The 24,278-nt window shown below is 45.6% G+C and carries 21 protein-coding genes and 1 other annotated feature; of the genes, 1 reads left to right on the top strand and 20 read right to left on the bottom strand.

What is annotated here, in order from left to right; translation table 11 throughout:
* Positions 1-29 precede the first annotated feature (29 nt).
* From ACZ5NG_RS01130 to ACZ5NG_RS01060, 15 genes are all read right to left on the bottom strand, one after another.
* The gene (locus ACZ5NG_RS01130; RefSeq protein WP_464252193.1) at positions 30-2,018 is read right to left on the bottom strand and encodes a penicillin-binding protein 2; all 1,989 of its coding nucleotides are present in this window, start codon (positions 2,016-2,018) and stop codon (positions 30-32) included.
* Between the two features lie 12 nt (positions 2,019-2,030).
* Complete coding sequence (gene mreD / locus ACZ5NG_RS01125) at positions 2,031-2,531, bottom strand: rod shape-determining protein MreD (RefSeq protein ID WP_464252192.1); 501 nt, start codon at positions 2,529-2,531, stop codon at positions 2,031-2,033.
* Positions 2,532-3,401, bottom strand: coding sequence for a rod shape-determining protein MreC (gene mreC, locus ACZ5NG_RS01120; RefSeq protein WP_464252191.1), 870 nt, complete (start codon positions 3,399-3,401; stop codon positions 2,532-2,534).
* 16 nt (positions 3,402-3,417) lie between these two features.
* A complete protein-coding gene (locus ACZ5NG_RS01115) occupies positions 3,418-4,449 on the bottom strand; it encodes a rod shape-determining protein (RefSeq protein ID WP_464252190.1) in 1,032 nt (343 codons plus the stop codon).
* Between the two features lie 27 nt (positions 4,450-4,476).
* Positions 4,477-5,184, bottom strand: coding sequence for a RadC family protein (radC, locus tag ACZ5NG_RS01110; protein ID WP_464252189.1), 708 nt, complete (start codon positions 5,182-5,184; stop codon positions 4,477-4,479).
* A 1-nt stretch (position 5,185) separates the two neighbouring features.
* Positions 5,186-5,782 (bottom strand): Maf family protein, encoded by a 597-nt coding sequence (locus ACZ5NG_RS01105; protein ID WP_464252188.1) that lies wholly within the window; start codon positions 5,780-5,782, stop codon positions 5,186-5,188.
* Between the two features lie 14 nt (positions 5,783-5,796).
* Complete coding sequence (locus ACZ5NG_RS01100) at positions 5,797-6,054, bottom strand: DUF4321 domain-containing protein (RefSeq protein WP_464252187.1); 258 nt, start codon at positions 6,052-6,054, stop codon at positions 5,797-5,799.
* A 184-nt stretch (positions 6,055-6,238) separates the two neighbouring features.
* Positions 6,239-6,874 (bottom strand): redox-sensing transcriptional repressor Rex, encoded by a 636-nt coding sequence (locus ACZ5NG_RS01095; protein ID WP_464252186.1) that lies wholly within the window; start codon positions 6,872-6,874, stop codon positions 6,239-6,241.
* Between the two features lie 134 nt (positions 6,875-7,008).
* The gene (locus ACZ5NG_RS01090) at positions 7,009-7,248 is read right to left on the bottom strand and encodes a hypothetical protein (RefSeq protein WP_464252185.1); all 240 of its coding nucleotides are present in this window, start codon (positions 7,246-7,248) and stop codon (positions 7,009-7,011) included.
* Positions 7,249-7,261: 13 nt separating this feature from the next.
* A complete protein-coding gene (locus tag ACZ5NG_RS01085) occupies positions 7,262-8,590 on the bottom strand; it encodes a Ger(x)C family spore germination protein (RefSeq protein WP_464252184.1) in 1,329 nt (442 codons plus the stop codon).
* Positions 8,490-10,334 carry a spore germination protein gene (locus ACZ5NG_RS01080; protein ID WP_464252183.1) on the bottom strand — a complete coding sequence of 615 codons (1,845 nt, stop codon included), beginning with the start codon at positions 10,332-10,334 and terminating at the stop codon, positions 8,490-8,492. The genes ACZ5NG_RS01085 and ACZ5NG_RS01080 overlap by 101 nt, the downstream gene beginning before the upstream one ends.
* 59 nt (positions 10,335-10,393) lie before the next feature.
* The gene (locus ACZ5NG_RS01075) at positions 10,394-11,683 is read right to left on the bottom strand and encodes a bifunctional folylpolyglutamate synthase/dihydrofolate synthase (RefSeq protein ID WP_464252182.1); all 1,290 of its coding nucleotides are present in this window, start codon (positions 11,681-11,683) and stop codon (positions 10,394-10,396) included.
* Between the two features lie 10 nt (positions 11,684-11,693).
* Positions 11,694-11,912, bottom strand: a complete 219-nt coding sequence (locus ACZ5NG_RS01070) for a type II toxin-antitoxin system HicB family antitoxin (protein ID WP_464252181.1) — start codon at positions 11,910-11,912, stop codon at positions 11,694-11,696.
* A gap of 12 nt (positions 11,913-11,924) precedes the next feature.
* A complete protein-coding gene (locus ACZ5NG_RS01065; protein WP_464252180.1) occupies positions 11,925-14,561 on the bottom strand; it encodes a valine--tRNA ligase in 2,637 nt (878 codons plus the stop codon).
* An 86-nt stretch (positions 14,562-14,647) separates the two neighbouring features.
* Positions 14,648-14,871, bottom strand: a binding site (T-box leader).
* Positions 14,872-14,940: 69 nt separating this feature from the next.
* The gene (locus ACZ5NG_RS01060; RefSeq protein ID WP_464252179.1) at positions 14,941-15,393 is read right to left on the bottom strand and encodes a TIGR04086 family membrane protein; all 453 of its coding nucleotides are present in this window, start codon (positions 15,391-15,393) and stop codon (positions 14,941-14,943) included.
* Between the two features lie 153 nt (positions 15,394-15,546).
* Between ACZ5NG_RS01060 and ACZ5NG_RS01055 the strand changes: the two genes are divergently transcribed.
* Positions 15,547-16,641 (top strand): ABC transporter substrate-binding protein, encoded by a 1,095-nt coding sequence (locus tag ACZ5NG_RS01055; RefSeq protein WP_464252178.1) that lies wholly within the window; start codon positions 15,547-15,549, stop codon positions 16,639-16,641.
* Here ACZ5NG_RS01055 and ACZ5NG_RS01050 read toward each other — a convergent pair.
* The 5 genes from ACZ5NG_RS01050 to clpX form a co-directional block, all read right to left on the bottom strand.
* Positions 16,638-17,789, bottom strand: coding sequence for a GerAB/ArcD/ProY family transporter (locus ACZ5NG_RS01050; protein ID WP_464252177.1), 1,152 nt, complete (start codon positions 17,787-17,789; stop codon positions 16,638-16,640). The genes ACZ5NG_RS01055 and ACZ5NG_RS01050 overlap by 4 nt on opposite strands.
* 134 nt (positions 17,790-17,923) lie before the next feature.
* Entirely contained in the window at positions 17,924-18,511 is a 588-nt protein-coding gene (yihA, locus tag ACZ5NG_RS01045) for a ribosome biogenesis GTP-binding protein YihA/YsxC (protein WP_464252176.1), read from the bottom strand.
* Entirely contained in the window at positions 18,508-20,931 is a 2,424-nt protein-coding gene (gene lon / locus ACZ5NG_RS01040) for an endopeptidase La (protein ID WP_464252175.1), read from the bottom strand. The genes yihA and lon overlap by 4 nt, the downstream gene beginning before the upstream one ends.
* 202 nt (positions 20,932-21,133) lie before the next feature.
* Positions 21,134-22,819 (bottom strand): ATP-dependent protease LonB, encoded by a 1,686-nt coding sequence (lonB, locus tag ACZ5NG_RS01035; RefSeq protein WP_464253087.1) that lies wholly within the window; start codon positions 22,817-22,819, stop codon positions 21,134-21,136.
* A 205-nt stretch (positions 22,820-23,024) separates the two neighbouring features.
* The gene (gene clpX, locus ACZ5NG_RS01030) at positions 23,025-24,278 is read right to left on the bottom strand and encodes an ATP-dependent Clp protease ATP-binding subunit ClpX (RefSeq protein ID WP_464252174.1); all 1,254 of its coding nucleotides are present in this window, start codon (positions 24,276-24,278) and stop codon (positions 23,025-23,027) included.

Genomic DNA, 24,278 nt, shown 5'->3' with positions numbered 1-24,278 from the left:
ATAAAATAACAAGGAGATTTTTGACAAATTTATTCAAGAGTATGGACTATTTGCCCTTCTTTTAGCTCTCCGCCAAAATATGCGGCTAAAATGTCGTGAATAATCGGTCCGGCAGCACTACCGCCACTGGCACCGTGTTCAACTATACAGGCAACGGCAATTTTGGGGTTATCTGCCGGAGCGTAAGCCACCATTAAGGCATGGTTATCTTTTACCCCCACTTCAGCGGTTCCTGTTTTAGCCGCAACCTCTACCGGTATGTCATTAAATAAACCATAGGCAGTACCGCCGGGTTCGTTGACAACCCGCCTCATTCCTTCGCGCAAGACAGCAAGATGCTTATCCGCAATATTAACTTTATTAATTACTTCCGGTTTAAACTCTTTAACCGTCTCCCCGTCTTGGTTGACAATTTTTTTCACCAAGTGCGGCCGATACAGTGTGCCGCCGTTAGCAATAGCAGCCACGTAATTGGCAAGCTGCAGCGGAGTGTAACTGCCAATACCCTGACCGATGGAAACATAGGCGGTATCATAAGTATGCCATTCTAATTCGTACATGTAGGTTTTTTGGGTTTGGTTTTCTGCCAGCGCAAATCTTTCAGCAATCAGCTGCTGCTTTAATTTGCGGCGTTCACTCTCTGTTTTTGCATCAGCCATTAATTTCTCATACTTTTCCTGTAGCTGATCAATTTTTTCTTCTATTTCCAACGGCAGGTAGTTTTTCCAAATATTAAACTTTGCTTCCGGTGTGGGCAAGATACCGCTGCGTTCATAGGGCAAATCCACCCCGGTAACGGCACCAAAGCCAAATTCCCTGGCGTACTGCTCTATTTTTTTCTGCCCCAAATCAATGCCGAATTTAATAAAATAAGCATTAACCGATTCTTTAAGGGCCTTGTATATATCAACCATACCGTGCCCGCCCGGTTTCCAGTCATAGATTGGCAGATTGTCAATATAATAGGCCCCTTTATCTGCATACTTATAATTGGGATCAATAATGCCTTCCGCTAAGCCGGCTGCGCCAATCAGCATTTTTATGGTTGAGCCGGGGGAATAATCAAAAACCGTTCGATTGAGAAAAGCGCGCTGTTCACTTAGCGCCCTGTACTCTTCATTGGACAGGGGCTTGGTAAAAACAGTCGGGTCGTATGTAGGATAGCTGGCCATCGCCAGTATTTCACCGGTGTGCACATCGAGCGCTACCACCGCAGCGGCTTTCGCATCGGGATATTTCTTCTGCAAAAGCTCAAGCTGGGCCTCCAAGGCCTTTACTGCCGCCTGTTGCACTTTATGATCAATAGTCAGTACCAAACTGTCTCCCGGGATCGGCTGGGATATTCCCAAGTCGCGAACCGGTCGTCCCTGGGCATCTACTTCTACCTGGCGTGCTCCTGCCTCCCCCCGCAGGTATTCTTCATAAACCACTTCTAAACCGTCTTTGCCGATTTCATCACCAAGACGGTAGCCCTGATCTCTTAATTTATCTAACTCTTCTTGGTTAATTTCCCCTACATATCCTACTACGTGAGCTGCCAAGCCGCCTTGGGGGTAAAATCTTACCGGTTCCACATCAATAATAACTCCCGGCAGCTCTAAACGGCGCTGTTCAATTTCCAGTACTGTCTCTAACGGCACGTTAGAGGCAATTTCTATCGGCTCATACAAACGCAGCTTATGTTCGTCTAACTTTTGTTGAATTTCTTTAGAGTCAATACCCATAATATCAGCCAAGCGCTGAACAACCTGCGGGGTATTTTCCAATCCCAGGTACATCAGGGAAACGGTATACACCGGTTGGTTGGTAACCAGCTTTGTTTTGCCGTCCCGGGCAAACATTTCTCCCCGCGGCGCCTTAATCGGTATTAAACGCATATGGTTTTGCTGAGCCATCGTCTTAAACTTTTCCACTTGGAAAACCTGCAAATAAGCCAATCTGCCAACCAGGATCAAAAAGACAACAATAATAATCGCAATAAATATTTGAGATTTTTTTTGAAATGTTTTGCGTTCCATAAGCTACCGCCCTTACATCTCCCGCATTCTCAAAAGACCTCTGGTATTGGAGCGGTAAAACCACTCATACACCAGCGGAGTTAAAATTGTGTTGTACAAAGCCACCGGAAAAATCACCTGTAAAAAACCGTTAATCGGGGAAACTTGAATACCGATTATTAAAAGCAAAAGGTAACAAATGGTTTGTCCGGCAATAGTGCTTAACAACACCACAAAGGCAGCAATAAGGGAATTTTCTTTATATAACTTGGCCTCCGCCAGACCACCGGCATATGCTGCACCCATATTGGCCAGTGCATTAAAGCCAATATAATGCCCAACCGAAAAATCAACCAGCAAGCCACTTAAGAAGCCAAAATAAGCCCCCTCGCGGGAACCGTAAATAAAGCCATACAACACGGCCATAATCATCACTAAGTCCGGCTTTGCTCCTAATATCCTGATAAAATCAAAGACGGTGGCCTGTAAAACCAAAGCCACCCCTAAGATCAATAACAATAAAACAGCACGCAATTAATCGGTACCCTCCAATGAAAGATTTACTTCCGGCTTGTATACCGCAGTGACAATAAAAACCTCTTCCAGTGTTCTAAAATCTACAAAGGGCTTAACATTAGCCACTTTAAACAAACCGGAAGGATCATTTGCCGCATCAATCACTTCTCCTATTCTCAGTCCTTTAGGGAATATTCCCCCCATACCTGAAGTTACAACCACTTGCTTGGCTCTAACCGGTGCATCTTTAGGCAAATATACCATTCTCAGGGTGCCGCTGCTATTGGTAATCCCCTCTATAATGCCCGGCATTCCGGAAGCTTGCAGCATCGCACCTACACCGCTGCGCGGATCGGTAATGAGCAGCACCTCAGCGGTATGCTTAGATACGGCCACAATTCTGCCAACCAATCCTTCGGGAACAACTACCGTCATGTCAGGCTGCACACCGTCTGCTTCACCGCGGTTAACGGTAACGGTAGCAAACCAGTTTCCGGGATCACGGCCGATAACGGAGGCGCTCATTAATTCATAATTATCAATATTAAACTCTTGATAGTTCAGCATTTGTTTCAACTGCTGATTTTGCCGTTTATATTCTTCCGCCCGTTTAAGCTCGTTGCGAAGCTGTCTGATTTCTTCTTTTAAAGCTTCATTTTCTTCTTTAAGGCTACCTAGTGAGGTAAAATAAGACACACCGTTTTTTATGCCGTGGCTGAAACTCATGGTAACTTTTTGCAGCGGCGCCAAACCGTCTTTAATGGCCGTTTCCAACGGTGTCAACTGACCGCGCCCAAGTGATGTCAATTTAATTACATAAATTACAATCACAACCAGTGTCACTAACAATATCAACTTTTTAAAATCTAAACCTCTAGGACGGGACAATCAAAACACACCTTCACTATGCCAGCTTTTTGGGTTGTATTAATACCCGTTTTAATACATCAATGTTTTCCAACACCTTACCTGCACCGTAAGCAACGGCAACCAAAGGTTCTTCTGCCAGATGAACAGGCATACCGGTTTGTTCGCTAATCAAGCGGTCTAAACCGCACAACAGTGAACTGCCGCCGGCCATCATAATCCCCCGATCCATAATGTCCGCTGCCAACTCCGGCGGGGTTCTTTCCAATGTCACCTTAATTGCCTCCAAAATACTGGCTACCGGTTCCGATAATGCTTTATATATTTCTTCAGAAGTAACAGTTATTGTTTTGGGTAGACCGCTGACCAAGTCCCGACCCCGAATTTCATAACTCTCCACTGTTTGCAGCGGATAAGCGGTACCAATCTCTATTTTAATTTGCTCAGCGGTACGCTCACCAATCATTAAGTTATAGGCACGCTTAACATGTTGAATGATTGCCTCATCCATTTCATCTCCCGCTACCCGTATCGAGCGGCTGGTGACAATACCGCCCAGGGAAATAACCGCTACCTCAGTGGTGCCGCCGCCAATATCCACAATCATGTTGCCGGTAGGTTCATGCACCGGCAAACCGGCTCCGATGGCGGCAGCCATCGGCTCTTCAATTAAATAGGCCTCACGTGCCCCTGCTTGTAGCGCCGCCTCGCGCACAGCACGTTCTTCCACTGCCGTAACCCCTGAAGGAACACTAATCACTACCCGCGGTTTTACTAAAAAGGTCCGGTTACGCAGTGCTTTGTTGATAAAATACTTAATCATGCTTTGGGTAGTATCGAAATCGGCGATCACACCGTCTTTCATCGGTCTTATGGCCACAATATTACCGGGCGTACGCCCAATCATCTGTTTGGCTTCTTCGCCCACCGCCAATATTTGGCCCGTTTCTTTTTGAATGGCCACTACAGACGGTTCTTTTAAAACAATACCTTTTCCTTTTACGTATACCAAAGAGTTGGCGGTACCCAAATCAATACCCATATCTTTGGATAAAAAACCAATTCGCATTGTTTGGCCCCTTCCGTCAAATTCTTTCTAAATAAATCCCTTTGCCTTCAAGCTGACAAACTTATTATCTCCAATTATCAAATGATCTAAGACTGAAATCCCCAAAATTTCGCCGCCTTCAACAATCCGTTTGGTAATGCTGATATCTTCTTTACTGGGTGTGGGATCGCCGCTTGGGTGATTATGAATAATAATCACAGCAGCGGCACTCTTTTTGATGGCTGCTTTGAAAAGTTCGCGCGGATGAACCATTGATGAGCTAAGTGTACCGATACTGATTGTTTCCAGTGAAAGCACTTGGTTTTTGGTATTCAATAACAAGGCGCAAAAGTGTTCCCGATCAAGATGGCGCATATTGTCCATCACCAGTCCGACAACATCATCCGGTGTGCGAATGGTTAATCTTTCGGCCGGCGGCAAAAGCATTAACCTTTTACCCAGTTCCAGTGCCGCTTTTATCTGCACGGCCTTAACTTGTCCAATTCCTTTCACCGCAGCCAACTCTTCAATTGAAGCCTGCATTAAACCGGCGAGATCTTTAAACTCGGCAAACAATCTTTCTGCTAAATCTATAGCAGAAGCATTCTTGGTTCCCGTTCTGATGATAATTGCCAATAGTTCAACATTAGACAGTGAGCCGGCACCGCTGGTCAAAAGCCGCTCCCTAGGTCTTATTTCCGCCGGCAATTCTTTCAAAGTAAGGTACTTCAAAGCGCCATCCCTCGCCAAACACATACTATCTACACGACAGGCGGCTCTTTTTTAGTACGTCATAATTAAACTTTTTTAGTAGGTAGGCTAAGCGTTCTAAAGGCAAACCAACCACGTTACTGTAGCACCCATCAATACCCGCTACAAAAATTGCACCCAATCCTTGAATGGCATATGCTCCGGCTTTGCCATAAGGCTCGCCGGTAGCTATGTAGGCATCAATTTCATCTTCACTGAGAGGCTTAAACTTAACTTTTGTGCACTGATGGGTAACGGCAGACTTACCGCTTTGACAGTCTATTACCGCCAACCCACTGTACACAAAATGGCATTTGCCCTGCAATGTAATCAGCATTTCCCTGGCATGGGCCTCATTTTGCGGTTTACCTAATATCTTATTCTGATAAACAACGATAGTATCAGAGCCAATGACCAAACCTTCATTCCGTTGTTTGGCCACCGCCCGGGCTTTTCTTTCAGCTAAAATCTCAACAGCCTTGGCCGGTTCTAAGCCTTGCGGAATGTCTTCTGAAACGGGTTCAATCACAACCTCAAAATCAAGCCCAAGGTTTTGCAGCAGTTCCCGACGCCTTGGTGAAGAAGAAGCTAAAATCAGCGCCAAAGAAAAACCCCCTCCTAAAGTTTCCGGTAAGCCAAATAACCTAAAATCAAACCGAAGGCAGTAACCGGCCCGACTTGTAGATAAATGCTAAAATTAAAGCTAAAAAAGCCTAAATTAACGCCAATGGTTTGTAAACCGGTATCGATAAAATTTTTTAAAAAGGGAAAAGTAGGAGCTACCGCAGCCCCGACCGCACTGCCGGCTACCCCGCCGGCAAGCAAAAGCAGTAATAAAACCAGCGGGCTTTTAGCTCCACCCAACATCTTCGCCATAGTTGCCTCCGCATACCGTCATAAAGTAAGTTTATCACTACCATCAAATACAGACAAGTTATAATAAATCAAAACAAATTTATACTCCAAAAATTATTAGATAAGAAATTGTTTTTCCCTTCTTGTTTTATCAAATATTGTTTTGGAAAATATTAACGGGGTGAATTTATCACCCCGCAAATGGTTAATTATCTTCTTTCAATGTCAGGTTAAATGTCAATATCTCCAGCTTTACAGACAAGTCTACATTGCGCACTTCTATACCTTCAGGTACATTCAAAGCTATCGGCGCAAAATTCAATATTCCGGCAATTCCGTTTTTAACAAACAGATCCGCTACTTCTTGGGCGGCACGGGCCGGCACGGCAATAATTCCTATGCGCACGTTTTTTTCCTTAATTACCTCAGGCATTTCTTCCAACGGCTGTACCTTCACACCGGCAATATTTTTACCGATCTTGGTTAAATCATTATCAAAAACTGCAACAATATTAAAACCTCGATCTTTAAATTCGCGATAAGTAACCAATGCGGAACCCATGTTACCGGCACCAACCAAGATTAAGTTCCATGGTTCGGTTAATCCTAATATTTTAACGGTATAACGAATTAAATCCTTAACGTTGTAGCCTACACCCCTCGTGCCAAATTCGCCAAAATAAGCCAAGTCCTTACGTACTTGGGCCGGGCTTACACCAACGCCTTCGGCGATTTCGCCCGAGGAAACCGTGGTAACTCCTTTTTTATCCAAACGTTTTAAAAACCTCGAATATATCGACAGCCTGGTAACCGTCGCTTCAGGTATCTTTAATGCTTTCACCTAAGTGGCCTCACTTTCTAGTTTTATATAACTATAATTATATATTATTTTTCACAAATACTATTAGCCTTGTCATCCTTTACTATTATAATAATAAATCCCCATTCTGAAAAGCAAATTATATTAACAAAATGTTAAATTCTAGTTAATAAGGAGTCTAAATAGCGGGTAATCGGAATAAACACCTTTTCAGCCGCCGCCAACTGCGGGTTGGGCAGTTTAATGTCAAGGGCAACGCCAATGCTCAGAGCTACGGCTAATATCATTAATATACCATAAGTTATTAATTCCCGCCAAAGTTCTTTCTTAATCATATCCCGTACCTGAAGGGTTATTACGACGGCAAAAAACAAGCCAAGCACGACAACAAGCATAACTTCCTCCTAATCACTCCATTGGCTTAAGCGGTCTTGATACCAAACCGGTACCATACACCTTACATTCAACATTAATTTCTACTTCTACTTCCGGGTAAACTTCGTCCCACTGATTGTGGATTTGCCTCCAGTATTCAGGATAGCGGCGATGTATGGCCGCACCAAAGCCAAAGACATCGGAACTATAATGCTGAGCGGTTTTTATGGCCTGCAAAACATCCCTTTTAATCGCTTTACACAAAGATTTTTCCAGCTTGGTGATGTTTTGCGGCTGCGATAAATCAAGGTAAGGATGTACCTCATTCACCCGCGCTGACGCTTTAATATTAATCTGCATGATTATCCGTCCGTCCTCGGAAATATACGGCTTTAGTTGCGAGCGGTTTTCTCTCACCTCCAAAGCAATTTCACCATCCGCCTGGTCAATATCCACATTGTAAATACCGCCGTTTAAACCTTCCCGCACCCACAATAGCCCCCGGGATTCATTTTCGTCAAGCCAACCCACCATTTTGTCTTCATCAAATATTGCTGTACGGCGGAGGTAAATTTCCTCTCCTTTTTCCTGGTATCTGCCGGAATCCCCCCCACCCCCGACACTTTCAACAGCAGCCGGGTTGGTAGCAATGGTAACACCGGCAGTATATGCGTCTGCACCGCGTTTTGATAAAAGTTCCAAAAAGTCACCGAGCTGAGTGATAGCGTATATCGGAATCCGGTCTTGTTCTTTGATTATCCCGACAATGCGATTGGAAAGGGAAACTTCTAATGGGTTATCAATATTAAGCAGTCTGTTTAATTCCACATTGCTTTCTTCACAAATTAACACATAGTTGTTGCGGCGGATTTGCGGGTTGCGATCAAAAAAGTCTATGATACTCCCAATGCCTTCCCGGGCCACTTTATCTGAAATAATTATCAGCTGATTGTGGGAAAAATACAATTCCCGAGGAATGGCGGCATTCATTTTTCTTACCGCTTCAAATATTGTTTTGCCGCTGTCGGAAATATTGCGGTAAGCTTCTACCTGCCCGCCGCCGCCACCTCCCCCCATACCGGCACTGTTTCCGCCGGCTAACGCCTGGGGATTAATTACTTGTAAAGCAACCAGATAATTGCCGTCTTCCGCCCGTTCTACAGCAATCGTGGTTACAATGGCCAATCGTTCGATTTCTACTTTGTCCCAGCATGAAGTTTGCGTGCACATAACAATCAGCAGCATTAAAACGCAAATCAACCTATTTCTTTTTATGGGTACGATGGGCACGTCTTTTTTTACCTTCTCTTTTAGTCTTACTTTGTTGATCAGATTGTGTACCGGAACAATCAACTTGCTCATGCCTCTGTTCCCCCTCGTGCTGGCTGAACTCCCTGTCCATCATCTCAGCTTCCCAAGCAGTATTGCTTTGGCTGTCTTCATTTCCTTCCCTTTCCCCCTCCTTGCCGCGCTCATTTTGCCACGGTCCGGGCTTCATATCCGGCCCCATGCGGTAGGGATTAGCTTTAGCCAGCTCAGCCGGTCGTCTCTGCAGGGCCCAAATCGGGGCACGGATAAAGACATCTTTCATGCCTGACCGATGGTAGGGTGCCAGCGGCGCCATATAAGGCACGCCAAAACTGCGCAAACTGCACATATGCACCAAAATCATCAAAAGCCCGGCCATCACGCCAAACAAGCCCAATGTGCCGGCTAAAAACATCAAAGGAAAGCGCAGGATGCGCATAGAAATTGCCATGTTGAAAGACGGATTAACAAAAGAGGCAATCCCGGTAGTAGCCACAATAATCACCATAAGGTGGGAAACTACCCCGGCGGACACCGCGGCTTCACCTACTACCAGTGCCCCGACAATGCTCACTGCCTGCCCCACCGGGCGGGGCAGGCGCAAACCGGCCTCTCTCAACAGTTCAAAAGTTACTTCCATTAATAAAGCTTCCACTAAGGCCGGAAAGGGCACTCCTTCCCGGCTGGCGGCAATCCTCACCAACAGCGGTGTGGGAATCATCTCTTGGTGGAAGGTGGTGACCGCAATATAAAGTGACGGCAACAGCAGCGAAACCAGCAATGCAAAGTAGCGCAGCCAGCGGACAAAACAGCCGAGGATATAACGCCCGTAATAATCCTCCGGGGATTGCATAAAAGATACAAACTCTGCCGGTACAATCAATACATAAGGTGTATTATCGGTAAAAATAGCCACCCGCCCACTCATTACTGCCTGAGCCACCCGGTCCGGCCGCTCGGTATTGTTCACTTGCGGAAAGGGAGACAAGGGAGAATCCTCAATTAACTCTTCTATGTAGCCGCTTTCCAACACGCCGTCAATTTGTATGCGGCTGAGCCGCTTTTTTACCTCTTCTACTAACTTAGGGTCCACTATCCCCCGCACATAGCCGATGGCGACGTTGGTATTCGCAACCCGGCCAATGGTCATTTGCTCAATAATAAAATTCGGAGACTGCACCCTCCTTCTCACCAGCACCGTGTTCGTGCGCAGGCTTTCGGTAAAACCTTCCCGCGGCCCGCGCACCAAACCCTCTGACACCGGTTCGGAAACCGCTCTGGTATTAAATCCCTTAATGCTCACCAGCAAGGCCTTTTTGTGCCCGTCTACCAGTACGACGGCATCACCGTACAAAAGGCCGGACATGATCTGTTTGTAATCCTCAACAATGCGCAAATCAGCCGCCACTAACAGGCTGTTGACTATGTGATCAAAAGATACGCTCCCGTCCGGGCCGTTGACCGCTGTATTTTGATTGTTCATTAACGGCTTTAAAACCGTTTTGTGCAGCATATCGCTGTCTGTCATTCCGTCCAGATAAGCAACAGCCGCCTGCAACTTGCCCTCCGGACCGATAGCAAATTGGCGCAGTACAAAATCACTGTTGCCGGCCATGATGGTGCGAAGGGCATCGACGTTTATGTCCAGTCGGCTGCTTACGTTTATATCTGCAAGCTCTGCGGCCTGAAAAGTATGTTCAATGGGGTCAGCCGGAATTTGTGCCGGTTTTTTTGTACTCAGTGTTTTCTTAAATTTCGGCATCCGACCCAACAATTTTTTCAGTGTTTCTTTGGCCATAAAAGAAAAAACCCCTCCAAATAATAACCCATGTTTATTATTGGTAGGAGAGGTTTATTTTATGTAGACAACAAATATTCTCTTGCCTCAGCCAACATATACAGCGAACCGGTAATACAAAGCACATCCTTTGGGCCCGCTAACTCCAACCCCTTCTTTACGGCATCGACAATTTGCTCACAGGTAAAAACAAGGGCATATTTTTCCGCCCAATGCGCAAGCTGCCGCCAATCGCCGGCACGGGGTGAGTTAGGCTTGGTTATCACTGCCGCAGACACCAGTGGCAGCAAAATATCTATCACCTTTTCCCGTTCTTTATCCGCCAGCATACCCAACACCATAACTATGCGTCTGTCGGGAAAATACTGCTTTAATGACTGCATTAAAACCTTCGCCCCGCCAACATTGTGGGCGCCGTCCAGTATTATCGTCGGCTGACCGGTAAGCACTTCAAATCTTCCCGGCCACACAACTTTTTTAAAACCCTGACGGACAATATCCGGCGTAAGATTGATTCCTAAACATTCCACTGCCGCCACGGCAGTTGCGGCATTAATTTTTTGATGTTCTCCTAATAACGGCAGCAGGATATGGGCATATTCATTTAATCGACCGTGAACGGTTAAATACTGCCCGGTAACACCGGCATCAATATTAACATCTTGCCAAGTAACGTCCTGCCCCACCACTGTCAGCGGAGCGGAGTGTTTCATACAAACTTCTTTAATTACCTTTAGCACTTCCGGTTGTTCTGCAGCGGTAACAACAGGCACGCCGGGCTTGATAATGCCGGCCTTAACCCGGGCAATATCAGTTAAGCTATGGCCAAGATATTCCATATGATCCCAGCTGACATTGGTAATTACAGCTACCTTAGGGTGGACTACGTTGGTAGAATCAATCTCTCCGCCAAGGCCCACTTCCAGCACGGCATAATCCACCTGCTGTTTACAGAAATACAATAAGGCCATTGCGGTGCTAACCTCAAACTCGGTCGGGTGTTCATGGCCTTCTTTCACCATGCTGTCTAAGTGTGGCTTCAAATAGGTAATTAAATGGGCAACGTCCCCCTCGGCAATTTCCTGCCCGTTAATGCGGCAGCGTTCAGTGTAGCGATGCAGATGGGGTGAGGTAAATACCCCTACTTTATATCCGGCTGCCTGCAAAAGGGAAGCAATCATCGCCGTGGTAGAACCTTTACCGTTGGTGCCTCCCACATGAACGACCTGTAATTTCTTATGCGGATTACCAAGCCGCCTTAGAAGCTCGGTAATCCGCCCTAAACCCAAATTGACGCCAAACTTGGTTAGGTTTTTAAGATAATCAATCGCTTGTTGATAGTTCATCATTAACCCTTTGTTATTCCTTCATCAGCCATTCTTGAATTGTCAGCCGCATGTTTTCCAACGCCTCTTGCGGGGTAGCACCAATGGTTGCACATCCCGGCAGGTCCGGTGTCAGTGCATAATAGCGGTTTTCTTCATTATCCTTCTCCACTACTACACTTAATGTCATGCTAATTGAACCCACAAATTTTTCACTTTCCTTTTTTAGCTCCGTGTGCCACTTTAAAGCCATCTACCTCACCCCTTACTGCAGCATTTTCAAGCGTGCGGACAGGGCAGCCTGTTTTTCTAAAAGTTCGCTTTCTTTAGCCCGTTCTTTTTCAATCACTTCTTGCGGGGCTTTTGCTAAAAACCCTTGATTGTTTAGCTTACCCTGAACCCGGCTTAACTCTTTTTCAATGTTTTTCAGTTCTTTGTTTAAACGGGCAATTTCTTTTTCAAAATCAATCAGTCCTTTTAAGGGTACCACTAGCTCCACACCGCGGGCAACGCCGACTGCCGCTTGCTGCGGCTTATCAGGCATTTGCTCAACAACCTTAATTACACAGTTGGCCAGTTCTTCTACATAAGCAGCGTTTTTTATCAGCAAGTTACGGTTATTTTTGTCCGGGGAAATCAAAATTGCCTCTGCGGTTTTACCGGGCGGAACTTTCATTTCTCCCCTAATCCGCCTTATTTCCGTAATTGTATCCATTAACAGCGCCATAGCGTTTTCCGCATCTAAGTTGCGCAGCTCGGCATTGTATTCCGGCCAGGGCTGTAACATAATAGTTTCCCCCTGATGAGGCAAATGCTGCCAAATCTCTTCCGTGATAAAGGGCATAAAGGGATGCAGAAGTTCCATTGTGCCGCGCAGCACCGTCACCAAGGTGTGTTGGGCTACTTTTCGATCTTCCGGTGTGGTTTTGCCATAAAGCCTAGGCTTAATCAGCTCAATGTACCAGTCGCACAGTTCACTCCAGCTGAATTCATACAATACCCGGGCCGCTTCTCCCAGTTCATAGCGTTCTAAATAAGAGGTCACTTCTTCCACCGCTTTTTGATAGCGGCTTAATATCCAGCGATCAGCAAGGGTAAGCTTGTCCGCTTCCGCATTTTCGTCATAGTCTTCTAAATTCATCAGGGCAAAGCGGGAAGCGTTCCAAAGTTTGTTGGCAAAGTTTCTCGCCCCGTCTAAACGTTCAAAGTGGAAGCGCAGATCATTACCCGGCGTGTTGCCGGTAACCAACATAAAGCGCAAACTGTCCGCCCCGTGGCTTTCAATTACTTCCAGCGGATCCACACCGTTGCCCAGTGACTTACTCATTTTTCGGCCTTGAGCATCCAGTACCAACCCGTGAATAAATACTTCTTTAAAAGGAACTTCCTGCATATTATGCAGTGCGGAAAAGATCATGCGGGCCACCCAGAAAAAGATAATATCCCGGCCGGTCACCAATACCGAAGTAGGGTAGAAATGCTCCAGTTCAGCGGTCTTTTTCGGCCAGCCAAGTGTTGAAAAGGGCCAGAGGGCAGATGAAAACCAAGTATCCAGCACATCCGGATCCTGCTCCAGCTTTCCGCCGCAGGGGCACTTTTCCGGCCTTTCTTTGGCGGCAATCATTTCACCGCAATCCTGGCAGTAATAAACGGGAATGCGATGACCCCACCACAGCTGGCGCGAAATACACCAATCCCGAATGTTTTCCATCCAGTTTAAATAAATCTTGGTAAATCTTTCAGGTACAAAGCGGATATTACCTTTTTTTACCGCCTCAATAGCCGGCTCAGCCAGCGGCTTCATTTTGACAAACCACTGTTTAGAAAACATCGGCTCAATGATCGTGTCGCAGCGGTAACAATGGCCTACCGCGTGAGCATGTTCATCTATTTTTAATAAAAGACCGGCTGCTTCCAAATCTTTAACAATTTGCTTCCGGCATTCATGCCGATCCAGGCCATGATATTTTTCACCGGCTTGAGCATTCATGCGTCCTTCCTTGTCAATCACCTGCACTTGCGGCAGCTTGTGACGCTTGCCGATTTCAAAGTCATTGGGATCGTGAGCGGGTGTAATTTTTACGCAGCCGGTACCAAAAGCAGGATCAACATAAGCGTCTGCAATCACCGGTATTTCCCGGCCCACTAAGGGCAAAATCAAAGTGCGGCCTACCAGATGCTGATAGCGCTCATCTTCAGGGTGAACGGCTACCGCCACATCTCCCAGCATTGTTTCCGGACGGGTAGTGGCAATGACCATATATTCATCAGGATTGTCCTTAAAGGGGTATTTAATATGGTATAAATGACCGGGTATTTCTTTATGCTCCACTTCAATATCCGAAATAGTGGTGCTGCAATGGGGACACCAATTGGTGATATAGTAATCGCGATAAATCAATCCCTGGTTATAAAGGCGGATAAACACTTCTTTTACCGCATCGGAACAGCCTTCATCCATTGTGAAGCGCTCCCGATCCCAGTCACATGAAGACCCCAGCTTGCGCAGTTGGGTGGTAATACGGTTGCCATACTGCTCTTTCCATTCCCATACTCGTTCTAAGAACTTTTCCCGTCCCAGTTCATATTTGTTCGTGCCCTCTTTAGCCAGCTGTTCTTCCACTCGGGCCTGGGTGGCAATGCCGGCGTGGTCGGTCCCCGGCAGCCATAAAGTATTATAACCCTGCATCCGCCGCCAGCGAATTAAAATATCCTGCAGCGTATTGTCGAGGGCATGTCCCATATGTAGCTGCCCGGTAACGTTCGGCGGAGGCATGACAATACAAAAAGGTTGCCGCTTTTTGTCTACTTCGGCGTGAAAATATTTCTTTTCTTCCCAGTGTTGATACCACTTGTCTTCCACTTCTCGGGGATTGTATACTTTTGGCAGTTCGGTTGACATTGATATCCTCCTTTTGTCAGTGGTCAATATTGGCGGTCAGATCAGGCCGTAGTTAAGGTAAGTTAATAAAAAAACCCCCTTTCGTGTGCAAGGACGAAAGAGAGCTTCGCGGTACCACCTTACTTTCAGCGTGATCACTTTTCACGCTGACCCTTTAACAGCTGTATCGGGCTAACCCGGTTAAGTCTACTGAATGTTCAACCTAACAGCTCCGGGGCTACAAGTTTGCGGTTTCGGCAGGAAGTTTTTCAGCCTGGAACCTCCCTCTCTGTGGCCTAAAGGCGCAACTCCTCCCCTTCAACGCTACTGGCCATATATAATTTTACACCCATTATATTACTGATTTTGTACAACAATGTCAACCGCAGTCAGACGGCGGTCAGTGTTTCATTCTCAAAGTTTCTCTTCTTTTGACGGCGGAAAGATTTACGCCGATTACCCCGCCTATACCGCCGGCCAATAAAAGCGGCAGTATATTTAGCAATAAACTTAGCTTTAATAAGGATATATTCCACCAGCATAAAAAAGCAAGATATATAGACGAGTAAATTAAGCCCACTAAAATGCCGTGCAACAATCCGAAACGATTGGCCGTGGCCCCGCAAACTGTCCCGCCCAGCAGTACGGTGAGCAGGGTCATTAAACTAATTACCAATGAAAGATGGTAAACGGGATATCTGCTGATCATGATGTATAATCCTAAAACAACCAGCACCGCAATGCTGATGCTGACTGCCCACAAAACACCGAGCAAAACCGCTCCCGGTTGAAATGATTTTTCGCCTTTTCCCCCCAGTGGCGGATTCCATTTTAATACCGTCAACTTTTTCATTAGGCTGTGCTACCCCCTTTGCCGGAAAAATTATCAATAAATAAATATGCATGCTTAAAGCTATTCATGCGGACAACCTCAAAATTTATCATTAAATTTTTTTAACTTAATAGAATTATATGAGGATATTTCCGGCAAGGGGGAAACAAAAAAATGAGAAAAAAGCTAATCTTCGCTTTAGTTTTGCTGGTTGCACTCAGTGGGTTGGCTTACACCGGATACATACTGAACAAAAATCAAAAAGCTGAAACAATCCCGGTCATCAATATTGTAGAAGAAAGGAGAACACCGCTGTTTATTCCCCATTATCTGGCCATGCAGCTAGGATTTTTTGCCGATCAAAACATAGAGGTCAGGTTAAGCGCCGTTCAGCCCGGTAAGGAAGCACACCGCCTGTTAGAGGAAAAAAAGGCCGATGTGGTTATTTGCAGTCCGGGGCAGGCAATTTTAACCGGACCCCCAAAAAAGGGGCCAATACCAACAATAATTGCGGAAATTACCAAGCGTGACGGAGCATTTTTGTTTGCCCGCCAAAAGCTGGTCGACAACTTTCAATGGGAAGAGGTTAAAGGGCGCACTATTATCTCCGGCTTTCCCACAGAAGACACCAGCTTAATATTAGAGCATCTGTTAAGAGCCAATGAAATTTCTCCAAATTGGAATGTCAATGTCATTGAAAATTTACCCTTTAATCTGCGCCCAGGTACCTTTAAATCCGGAACCGGCAGCTTTATTGTGGTTGAAGAACCGGAAGTCAGCAAATTGGAAAGGGAAGGTTTAGGAAAAGCGGTAGTTGCACTGGGGAAGGCAGCGGGCGAAATGCCGGGGGCGGTTTATCTTACTGACCGCAGCTACCTTGACAGCCACCACGAGGAAGTACAAAAACTGGTAAACGGCCTTTACTATGCCCAGCAGTGGATGAATGATCACAGCGCGGAAGAAATAGCGGCCGCAGTGAAAAATTTTTTCCCTGATTATGACCACCGCCTTCTGGTTTCAATAATTGAAAGGTATCAAAAAACAGACCTGTGGTCGAAAAAACCGTTGGTTAACAAGGCAAGTTACGATAACCTTTACCGGGCAGTAGACAATGCCGGTGAATTGGTAAACAAAGTTTCTTACAGCAAGGCGGTAACCGACCGGTTTGCCCGGAAAGCAATCCAGCAAGTTCATTACGTACCGGAAGACCAACAAAAACCCAAGCCCGGCCTTAACCGGCAGTATATTAAATACCTTTTTGCCCACTAGTTTTTCTTCTGTATACCGGCCGCGTTTTTACTTCCTGCGTTTTCCTTTAGCTTGCGGGCTGCGGCAAGCAGCAGCATAAATAACGGTATCATCAATTCAAAGAGCAATCCTTGACTGGGCCAAGAATAGGTTATGCCCTTCAGTATAGTGGCCATATCTCCAAGCCAAGCAATGGAAGCGCTGGCAATGATTATTCCAATGGGCACAATTAACTTCTGATAGCGGTTTAAATTAGCCAGCTGGGCAATACCGATACAAGTGATGTAATAGCTCACTGTTATTTTAATATAGATACCGCTGATCCAAACGGTCATAACGATGGCATCTAAATGCTCTAAGAATTCACCTATTTCAATGTAGCGAACCATGTCTAATGCGGGAAAGGTAAGGGTCGTTGTTTGCCTGGCGCCAAACACGCCAATAGCCAAAACGCCGACTAAAAAAAGCAATCCCAATAAAACCAGGGCTAAAAAAACGATACCGGCTGCTTTTTGGGGTTGGTTAACATAGGGCATCAACATCATAATAATGACTACTTCCCCTAAAAAGGGCAGCATTCTCAGTGAGCCGGTTAATACCGGGCTGACGCCGTTTTCCAAAATAGGTAGATAATACTCTAAATTCACTTCCGGTAAAATCATTAAACCCACTAATAACAACACACCGATGCCAACGGGCATTAACAGTTCGGTAAGCCGGGCAATGGTTTCAATCCCATGGTAAACGGCATAAGCGGCAACGGCAACGATTACCGCATTAAAAACCAAAATCGGTGTAAAAGGCATAAAGGCAGCTCTTAGGATAATCCCTAACTGAGCAACGGTGTTAACGGTAAAGATAAAATAAAACCCGGCGATAAAAAACAGGGCCAAAAACCAACCCGGCCACCTGCCAAGTACAATTTGACTGATTTGCACAAAGGTTTTGTTGGGAAAGCGTAAAGACAGTGCTACCGCCACCGCAGCCACTACTAACGCTTCAACAGTGGCAAGCAAAACGGAAATCCAAGCATCCCGTCCCGACAGCTGAGCTACAATGGCGGGTAAAAAAATATCAGCGGTGGAAATAATGACAGTGATAAGAATAAACAGCAGCTGACGCGGTGATATTTTCCCGCCGTCCAGTGTCAATGCACTAACCGTAGTCATAAATTCACTCCCAGAGTAATTTCTCGGTTAGTATTTTCCAGATTAAGCAGAAAAATTCTATTAAAGAAAAATCTCACCCATCCCGCGGCAAAAATAACAAAGGGCAGGATATTTAAACCCCTGCCCTTTACATTTTAATCCGAAACCCAATTTTCAATTATTTGCAGCAATTCCTCCCTTGCTGCACCGGTTTTAGCCGATGTTGCTACCAGGAAGTGCTGATCTTGTATGGCCAATGCTTTTTTGATGCGTTGCTGCTGCCGGATATTTTGACTTTTAGATAATTTATCGGTTTTGGTAACGGCCACTACAGTCGGTAGATTATAGTAACAAAGCCATTGATACATTTGCCGATCTAAAGCGGTAGGGTCGTGACGGGCGTCAACCAGCATCACCACGCCGCGCAAATTGTCCCGCTTAGCTAAGTAACCTTCAATCATTTGGCCCCATTTTTCCTTTACCTTTTGCGGCACCCGGGCAAAGCCGTAACCGGGCAAATCCACTAAATAAAACTTTTCATTAACCAGAAAAAAGTTTATTAACTGCGTGCGTCCCGGTGTGTTGCCGGTTCGGGCAAGGGAACGGCGACTAACCAGCATATTGATCAAAGAAGACTTCCCTACATTAGAGCGACCGACAAAAGCCACTTCCGGCAAATTACTATCGGGGTATCCTTTGGGGTTAGCCGCACTGGTTACAAACTTGGCAGATACAATTTTCATGAAGGTATTATTGTTCCTCCCTGTTGCACTTCTTCTACCTGCGGTGTGGGAGGAAAGGGCAGCTCAGAAGCATCTCCGGCAGTTGGCTTGGCATGCAGTTCGGTTTCTTTCGGAAGCAAAGCTATTTCTAATACGCTGTCCATATGTTCAACAAATTTAAATTCCATCTTCCCTTTAACATTGTTCGGCACTTCTTCCATATTCTTTTTGTTTTCCAATGGCAAAATTACCGTTTTAATGCCCGCTCTTCTCGCTGCCAAAACTTTCTCCTTGACACCGCCGATTGGCAGCACCCTGCCCCGCAGCGTAATTTCCCCGGTCATTGCAACGTCACATCTCACCTTGCGGCCGGTAATAGCCGATGCCAAGGCAGTAGCCATTGCAATGCCGGCAGAAGGGCCGTCTTTAGGTATGGCCCCCTCAGGAACATGCACGTGCACATCGTAATTTTCAAAGAAGGCGGGATCTATCTGCAATTCATCTGCCCGGCTGCGCACATAACTAAAGGCTGCTTGCGCCGATTCCTTCATCACATCGCCAAGCTTACCGGTAAGAGTTAGCTTTCCTTTGCCTTTATAAGTCGTCACTTCTATGTTGAGGGTTTCACCGCCCACTTCCGTCCAGGCCAAACCGGTAACCAGTCCTACCTCATCGGTCTTTTCGGCAATGTTGTGACGATATCTGGGAATTCCTAAATATTTTGACAGGTTTTGTGGGGTAATTCTTACTTTCTTATCTTTATCTTCTACAATTTGCTTAGCTGCCTTTCTGCACAGGGTGGCAATGTTTCGTTCTAAGTTGCGCACACCGGATTCCCTGGTATACTCTTGAATCACCTTGCGAATGGTATTTTCGGAGATAGTCACCGATCCTTCCGGCAGCGAATGTTCTTTAATTTGCTTGGGCAGCAAGTGCCGCATAGCAATTTGCACCTTTTCTTCTTCCGTATAACCTGAAATTTCAATGATCTCCATCCGATCCAAAAGGGGTCGGGGGATACTGTACATATTATTGGCGGTAGTAATAAACATTACATTGGAGAGATCAAAGGGAACTTCAATGTAATGATCAGAGAATGCGTTGTTTTGTTCGGGATCAAGTACTTCTAAAAGCGCCGATGCCGGATCACCGCGAAAATCATGACTCATTTTGTCGATCTCATCAAGTAAAAATACCGGGTTTTTGGTGCCGGCAGTTTTCATTCCCTGAATGATTCGTCCCGGCATGGCACCTACATATGTACGACGGTGTCCACGAATTTCCGCTTCATCACGCACACCGCCCAGTGACAGACGCACAAACTTACGCTCCAATGCCCTGGCCACTGAGCGACCCAGCGAAGTTTTGCCCACCCCCGGAGGTCCAACCAGGCATAAAATAGGCCCTTTCATTTTCTTGGCCAGCTTTCGAACCGCCAAATATTCGATTATTCTTTCTTTGGGTTTGCGCAATCCATAATGATCCTCTTCTAAGATCCTCTCAGCCGCCTTAATATCTAAGCGATCGCGGGTAGACTTCGTCCAAGGCAGCGATAAAAGCCATTCAACATAATTGCGTACTACCGCTGCCTCCGCAGCCATGGGCGGCATTTTTTCTAAGCGCTCCACCTCTTTAAGGGCCTTTTCTTCAATCTCTTTAGGCAGCTTTAGTTTGCCAATGCGTTCACGCAGCTCTTCCGCTTCTGCCGCGCGATCATCTTTATCTCCCAGTTCTTTTTGTATGGCCTTCATTTGTTCGCGCAAGTAGTATTCTTTTTGGTTCTTTTCCATCTGCTTGCGCACACGGATATTAATCTTGCGCTCAAGTTCCACAATCTCCAGCTCTTTGGCCAAAACTGCACACAGCTTTTCCAGTCTCGGTACTATTTCGATCGCTTCTATTATCCGCTGTTTATCTTCAACACGCATTGTTAAGTGAGAAGCCACAACATCAGCTAAGCGCCCCGGCTCTTCTATATTAACCACGGAAACAACCGTTTCCGGCGGTATGCGCTTTGATAGCTTGACATACTGTTCAAATTGATAAACTAAATTGCGCATCAAAGCTTCTATTTCGTTATCTTTTTCGTAATCCTCATGATACCGCTCCAGTCTTACCTTCAGGTAAGGTTCAAAAGCCAAATACTCTAAAATCTTCGCCCGGCTAATGCCTTCTACTAACACCCTAATGGTGCCGCCGGGAAGTTTTAACAGTTGTTTTACTTCTGCAATGGTGCCGACAGTGTAAATATCATCTTCTGTAGGTTCATCGGTTTGAGCATCTTTTTGGGCAGCCAAAAACACCAGACGATCCTGGATCATTGCTTCTTCAATTGCCTGCACCGACTTCTCTCTGCCTACATCAAGATGAATAACCATATAAGGAAATACCAAAATACCCCTTAATGGCAGCATTGGTAATACCTGTTCAGTAGTCTTCATCACTTGCACCTCCCTAAGCAAATAATGTCAATGACTTGGTGCTTTTTAATTGCAATCGTAAAGTTATTCTATCATATCAAACTACCGCCCGCCATAACTATAAATATTATTAAAACAGAAAATAAAGCAATAGCTGATACTAATAAGCAATAAAAAGATTTATTTTAATATTTGCAGTAGTTAGCTTGGGATAGGCTAAAATCTATGTTTTAGACATCATTTTTCCACTGAGCAGCGATGACGCCGTTAACACTTCAACGGGATTATTCACGCGGCTCGCTTTCTCTTCAATAGCCGGATACAGCAGTGCACCTTGGATTACTTCTTCTAATTTCTCTACCGGAACAACTTTTATGTCCTTCATTTCAGAAAATAATTTTTGGTTGTTTTCTTTGGGGATAAAAACCTTGCTAGCTCCCGCTTGCCGGGCGGCATTTACTTTGGCCACTATTCCCCCTACCGGTTTAACCAAACCGCGGATTGACACTTCACCGGTCATGGCCACTTTGTTATCCACCGGTATCCCTTTAATTGCAGAGTACACTGCTGTCGCTATCGTCACACCGGCCGACGGGCCGTCAATCGGTCCGCCTCCCGGAAAATTAACGTGAATGTCATAATCGCGGCAATCAACATTCATGGTTCGTCTTAGAACAGTAAGCACATTATCTACCGAACCGACAGCCATGCTTTTTCGCCGCATTGTCCGTCCGCTGCCGCCCACCTCTTCTTCTTCTACAATGCCGGTGACGGTCAACTTACCCTGACCTTTAGCGGCAGGAATGGCACTGGCTTCCACTTCTAAAATTGTCCCCAGATTCGGCCCGTATACCGCCAAGCCATTGACTACACCGATCTGTGGAGTATCCGGTACTTTTTTATCCATGCGCGGCGAATAACGGCCGCTGTGGATCACCCATTCAATATCGCTCACCAGTATTTCTTTACGTCCTTCGGTAATGGCAATACCGGCAGCAATTTGTACTATATTTACTGCTTCCCGGCCGTTGGTGGCATACCGCTTAATAACCTCCAACGCACCTTGCTGCATCGGCATTTCTATTTTTTTAGCTGCATTGGCGGAAATAATACCTATTTCCTCGCTGGAAAGGGGCCGGAAGAATATCTCTAAGCAGCGAGAACGGATAGCCGGCGGAATTTCATCGGGTGTACGGGTAGTCGCTCCCACCAAACGGAAATCAGCCGGCAGACCGTTCTGAAATATGTCATGGATGTGCTGCGGAATGTTAGTATCCTCCGAACTGTAATAGGCACTTTCCAAAAATACTTTGCGATCCTCCAGCACCTTTAATAGCTTATTCATTTGTACCGGATGCAGTTCACCAATCTCATCAATAAAAAGCAGACCTCCATGCGCTTTGGTTACCGCCCCCGGCTTAGGCTGGGGAATGCCGGCCATGCCCAGCGGCCCCGCTCCTTGATAAATCGGATCATGCACTGAACCGATTAAGGGATCGGCAATTCCCCGTTCATCAAACCGGGCAGTACAGGCGTCTATCTCCACAAATTTAGCATTTTCTTTAAAGGGTGAAACAGGATTTTTTTTAGCTTCCTCTAATACTATGCGGGCAGCAGCGGTTTTGCCAACCCCGGGAGGCCCGTAAATTATAACATGTTGGGGATTGGGCCCACAAAGGGCTGCCCGCAGCGATTTTAAACCTTCATCCTGTCCGATTATTTCCTCAAAACTTGTGGGCCGGGTTTTTTCGGCCAGCGGTTCCGTTAAAGCAATGGCCCTTAGCTGCTTTAACTTCTCCATTTCTTTTTTTGATTCCCGTTCAACAGCACTTTTATTGCTTTGCTGTGTCTTTAACAAATTCCAAAAGTACAAGCCAATAACTACAGCAAAAAAAAACTGCACAAACATAAAAATACTGCCAAAGCCAAACTCTTGCACAAAAATAACCCCCTTGCTAAAATTTAAGCATTTCTGCACTTTTTGCTATTAAATGTTAGGTAGTATTATTACTCTAATTTGTATAAATTATCCATTAGCTGTTACTTAAAGTAAGGCAATGGCAGTAGGTAAAAATAAATCTTCCCGAATTATTTTTCGGGAAGATTTATTTTTGCTATGCCGTTTCTTCTTTTTTCTTTTTTCTATCGGTAGATGTAATGATAATCGGCGGCTCCTTTTTGTAAATACATTCTTTGCTTATGATTACCTTAGAAATATCCTCTCGGGAGGGAATGTCATACATTATGTCTAGCATGATGTCTTCCAATATCCCTCTCAGCCCTCGGGCACCGGTATCACGCTTTAACGCCTCTTTTGCTATTGCCCGCAGTGCATCTTGCTGGAATTCCAAGGCAACACCGTCCAGCTCGAATAACTTCATATACTGTTTGGTAAGGGCGTTTTTCGGTTCGGTAAGTATTCTAACTAAAGCATCTTCGTCTAATGCATCCAAAGTGACAATAATCGGCAGCCGACCGACAAATTCCGGTATCAAACCGTACTTTAACAGGTCTTCAGGCAGTACATGTTTTAGGATATCGCCAATTTTTTGTTCTCCTTTGGCTTTTATATCTGCACCAAACCCCATGGTCTTCTTGCCGATACGATTTTGGATGATTTTTTCAATACCGTCAAATGCCCCGCCGCAGATAAACAAAATATTAGTAGTATCAAGCTGAATAAATTCTTGGTGTGGATGCTTGCGCCCCCCTTGCGGCGGAACACTGGCCACCGTGCCCTCAAGAATTTTCAGCAAAGCCTGCTGTACACCTTCGCCGGATACATCCCTGGTAATGGAAGGGTTTTCCGACTTGCGGGCAATTTTATCAATTTCATCAATGTACACAATGCCCTTTTCCGCTTTTTCCACATCATAATCTGCAGCTTGAATTAATTTTAAAAGAATATTTTCTACATCCTCACCGACATAGCCGGCTTCAGTCAGTGAAGTGGCATCGGCGATAGCAAAGGGGACATTGAGCAGCCGCGCCAATGTTTGCGCAAGCAAGGTTTTGCCGCTGCCCGTCGGCCCCAGCATCACGATATTGCTCTTTTGCAGCTCAACATCATCTATTTTGCCGCCTAAATTAATTCGCTTGTAGTGATTGTAAACGGCTACAGCCAAAGCTTTTTTTGCTTCGTCTTGGCCAATAACATATTGTTCTAAAATAGCTCTGATTTCCTTCGGTTTTGGGATCTCGCCGATATCTAAACCCAAATCTTCATTGAGCTCTTCTTCGATGATCTCATTACAGAGCTCAATGCATTCATCACATATATAAACGCCTGGCCCGGCTACAAGCTTTTTAACCTGATCTTGCAGCTTGCCGCAGAAAGAACACTTTAACTGGCCTTTATCGTTAAACAT

This window comes from Desulfovectis peckii, from assembly GCF_055391705.1.
The sequence above is the reverse complement of the archived record's forward strand: the minus strand, read 5'-3'. Positions and strand labels throughout refer to the sequence as shown.

Excerpts from the sequence above, each read along its gene's own strand:
- ACZ5NG_RS01130 (WP_464252193.1), bottom strand. The coding sequence starts at position 2,018 with ATGGAACGCAAAACATTTCAAAAAAAATCTCAAATATTTATTGCGATT.
- ACZ5NG_RS01115 (WP_464252190.1), bottom strand. The coding sequence starts at position 4,449 with ATGCGAATTGGTTTTTTATCCAAAGATATGGGTATTGATTTGGGTACC.
- radC (WP_464252189.1), bottom strand. The coding sequence starts at position 5,184 with ATGTGTTTGGCGAGGGATGGCGCTTTGAAGTACCTTACTTTGAAAGAA.
- ACZ5NG_RS01100 (WP_464252187.1), bottom strand. The coding sequence starts at position 6,054 with ATGGCGAAGATGTTGGGTGGAGCTAAAAGCCCGCTGGTTTTATTACTG.
- ACZ5NG_RS01090 (WP_464252185.1), bottom strand. The coding sequence starts at position 7,248 with ATGCTTGTTGTCGTGCTTGGCTTGTTTTTTGCCGTCGTAATAACCCTT.
- ACZ5NG_RS01085 (WP_464252184.1), bottom strand. The coding sequence starts at position 8,590 with ATGAGCAAGTTGATTGTTCCGGTACACAATCTGATCAACAAAGTAAGA.
- ACZ5NG_RS01080 (WP_464252183.1), bottom strand. The coding sequence starts at position 10,334 with ATGGCCAAAGAAACACTGAAAAAATTGTTGGGTCGGATGCCGAAATTT.
- ACZ5NG_RS01075 (WP_464252182.1), bottom strand. The coding sequence starts at position 11,683 with ATGATGAACTATCAACAAGCGATTGATTATCTTAAAAACCTAACCAAG.
- ACZ5NG_RS01070 (WP_464252181.1), bottom strand. The coding sequence starts at position 11,912 with ATGGCTTTAAAGTGGCACACGGAGCTAAAAAAGGAAAGTGAAAAATTT.
- ACZ5NG_RS01065 (WP_464252180.1), bottom strand. The coding sequence starts at position 14,561 with ATGTCAACCGAACTGCCAAAAGTATACAATCCCCGAGAAGTGGAAGAC.
- ACZ5NG_RS01060 (WP_464252179.1), bottom strand. The coding sequence starts at position 15,393 with ATGAAAAAGTTGACGGTATTAAAATGGAATCCGCCACTGGGGGGAAAA.
- ACZ5NG_RS01055 (WP_464252178.1), top strand. The coding sequence starts at position 15,547 with ATGAGAAAAAAGCTAATCTTCGCTTTAGTTTTGCTGGTTGCACTCAGT.
- ACZ5NG_RS01050 (WP_464252177.1), bottom strand. The coding sequence starts at position 17,789 with ATGACTACGGTTAGTGCATTGACACTGGACGGCGGGAAAATATCACCG.
- yihA (WP_464252176.1), bottom strand. The coding sequence starts at position 18,511 with ATGAAAATTGTATCTGCCAAGTTTGTAACCAGTGCGGCTAACCCCAAA.
- lon (WP_464252175.1), bottom strand. The coding sequence starts at position 20,931 with ATGAAGACTACTGAACAGGTATTACCAATGCTGCCATTAAGGGGTATT.
- lonB (WP_464253087.1), bottom strand. The coding sequence starts at position 22,819 with ATGTTTGTGCAGTTTTTTTTTGCTGTAGTTATTGGCTTGTACTTTTGG.
- clpX (WP_464252174.1), bottom strand. The coding sequence starts at position 24,278 with ATGTTTAACGATAAAGGCCAGTTAAAGTGTTCTTTCTGCGGCAAGCTG.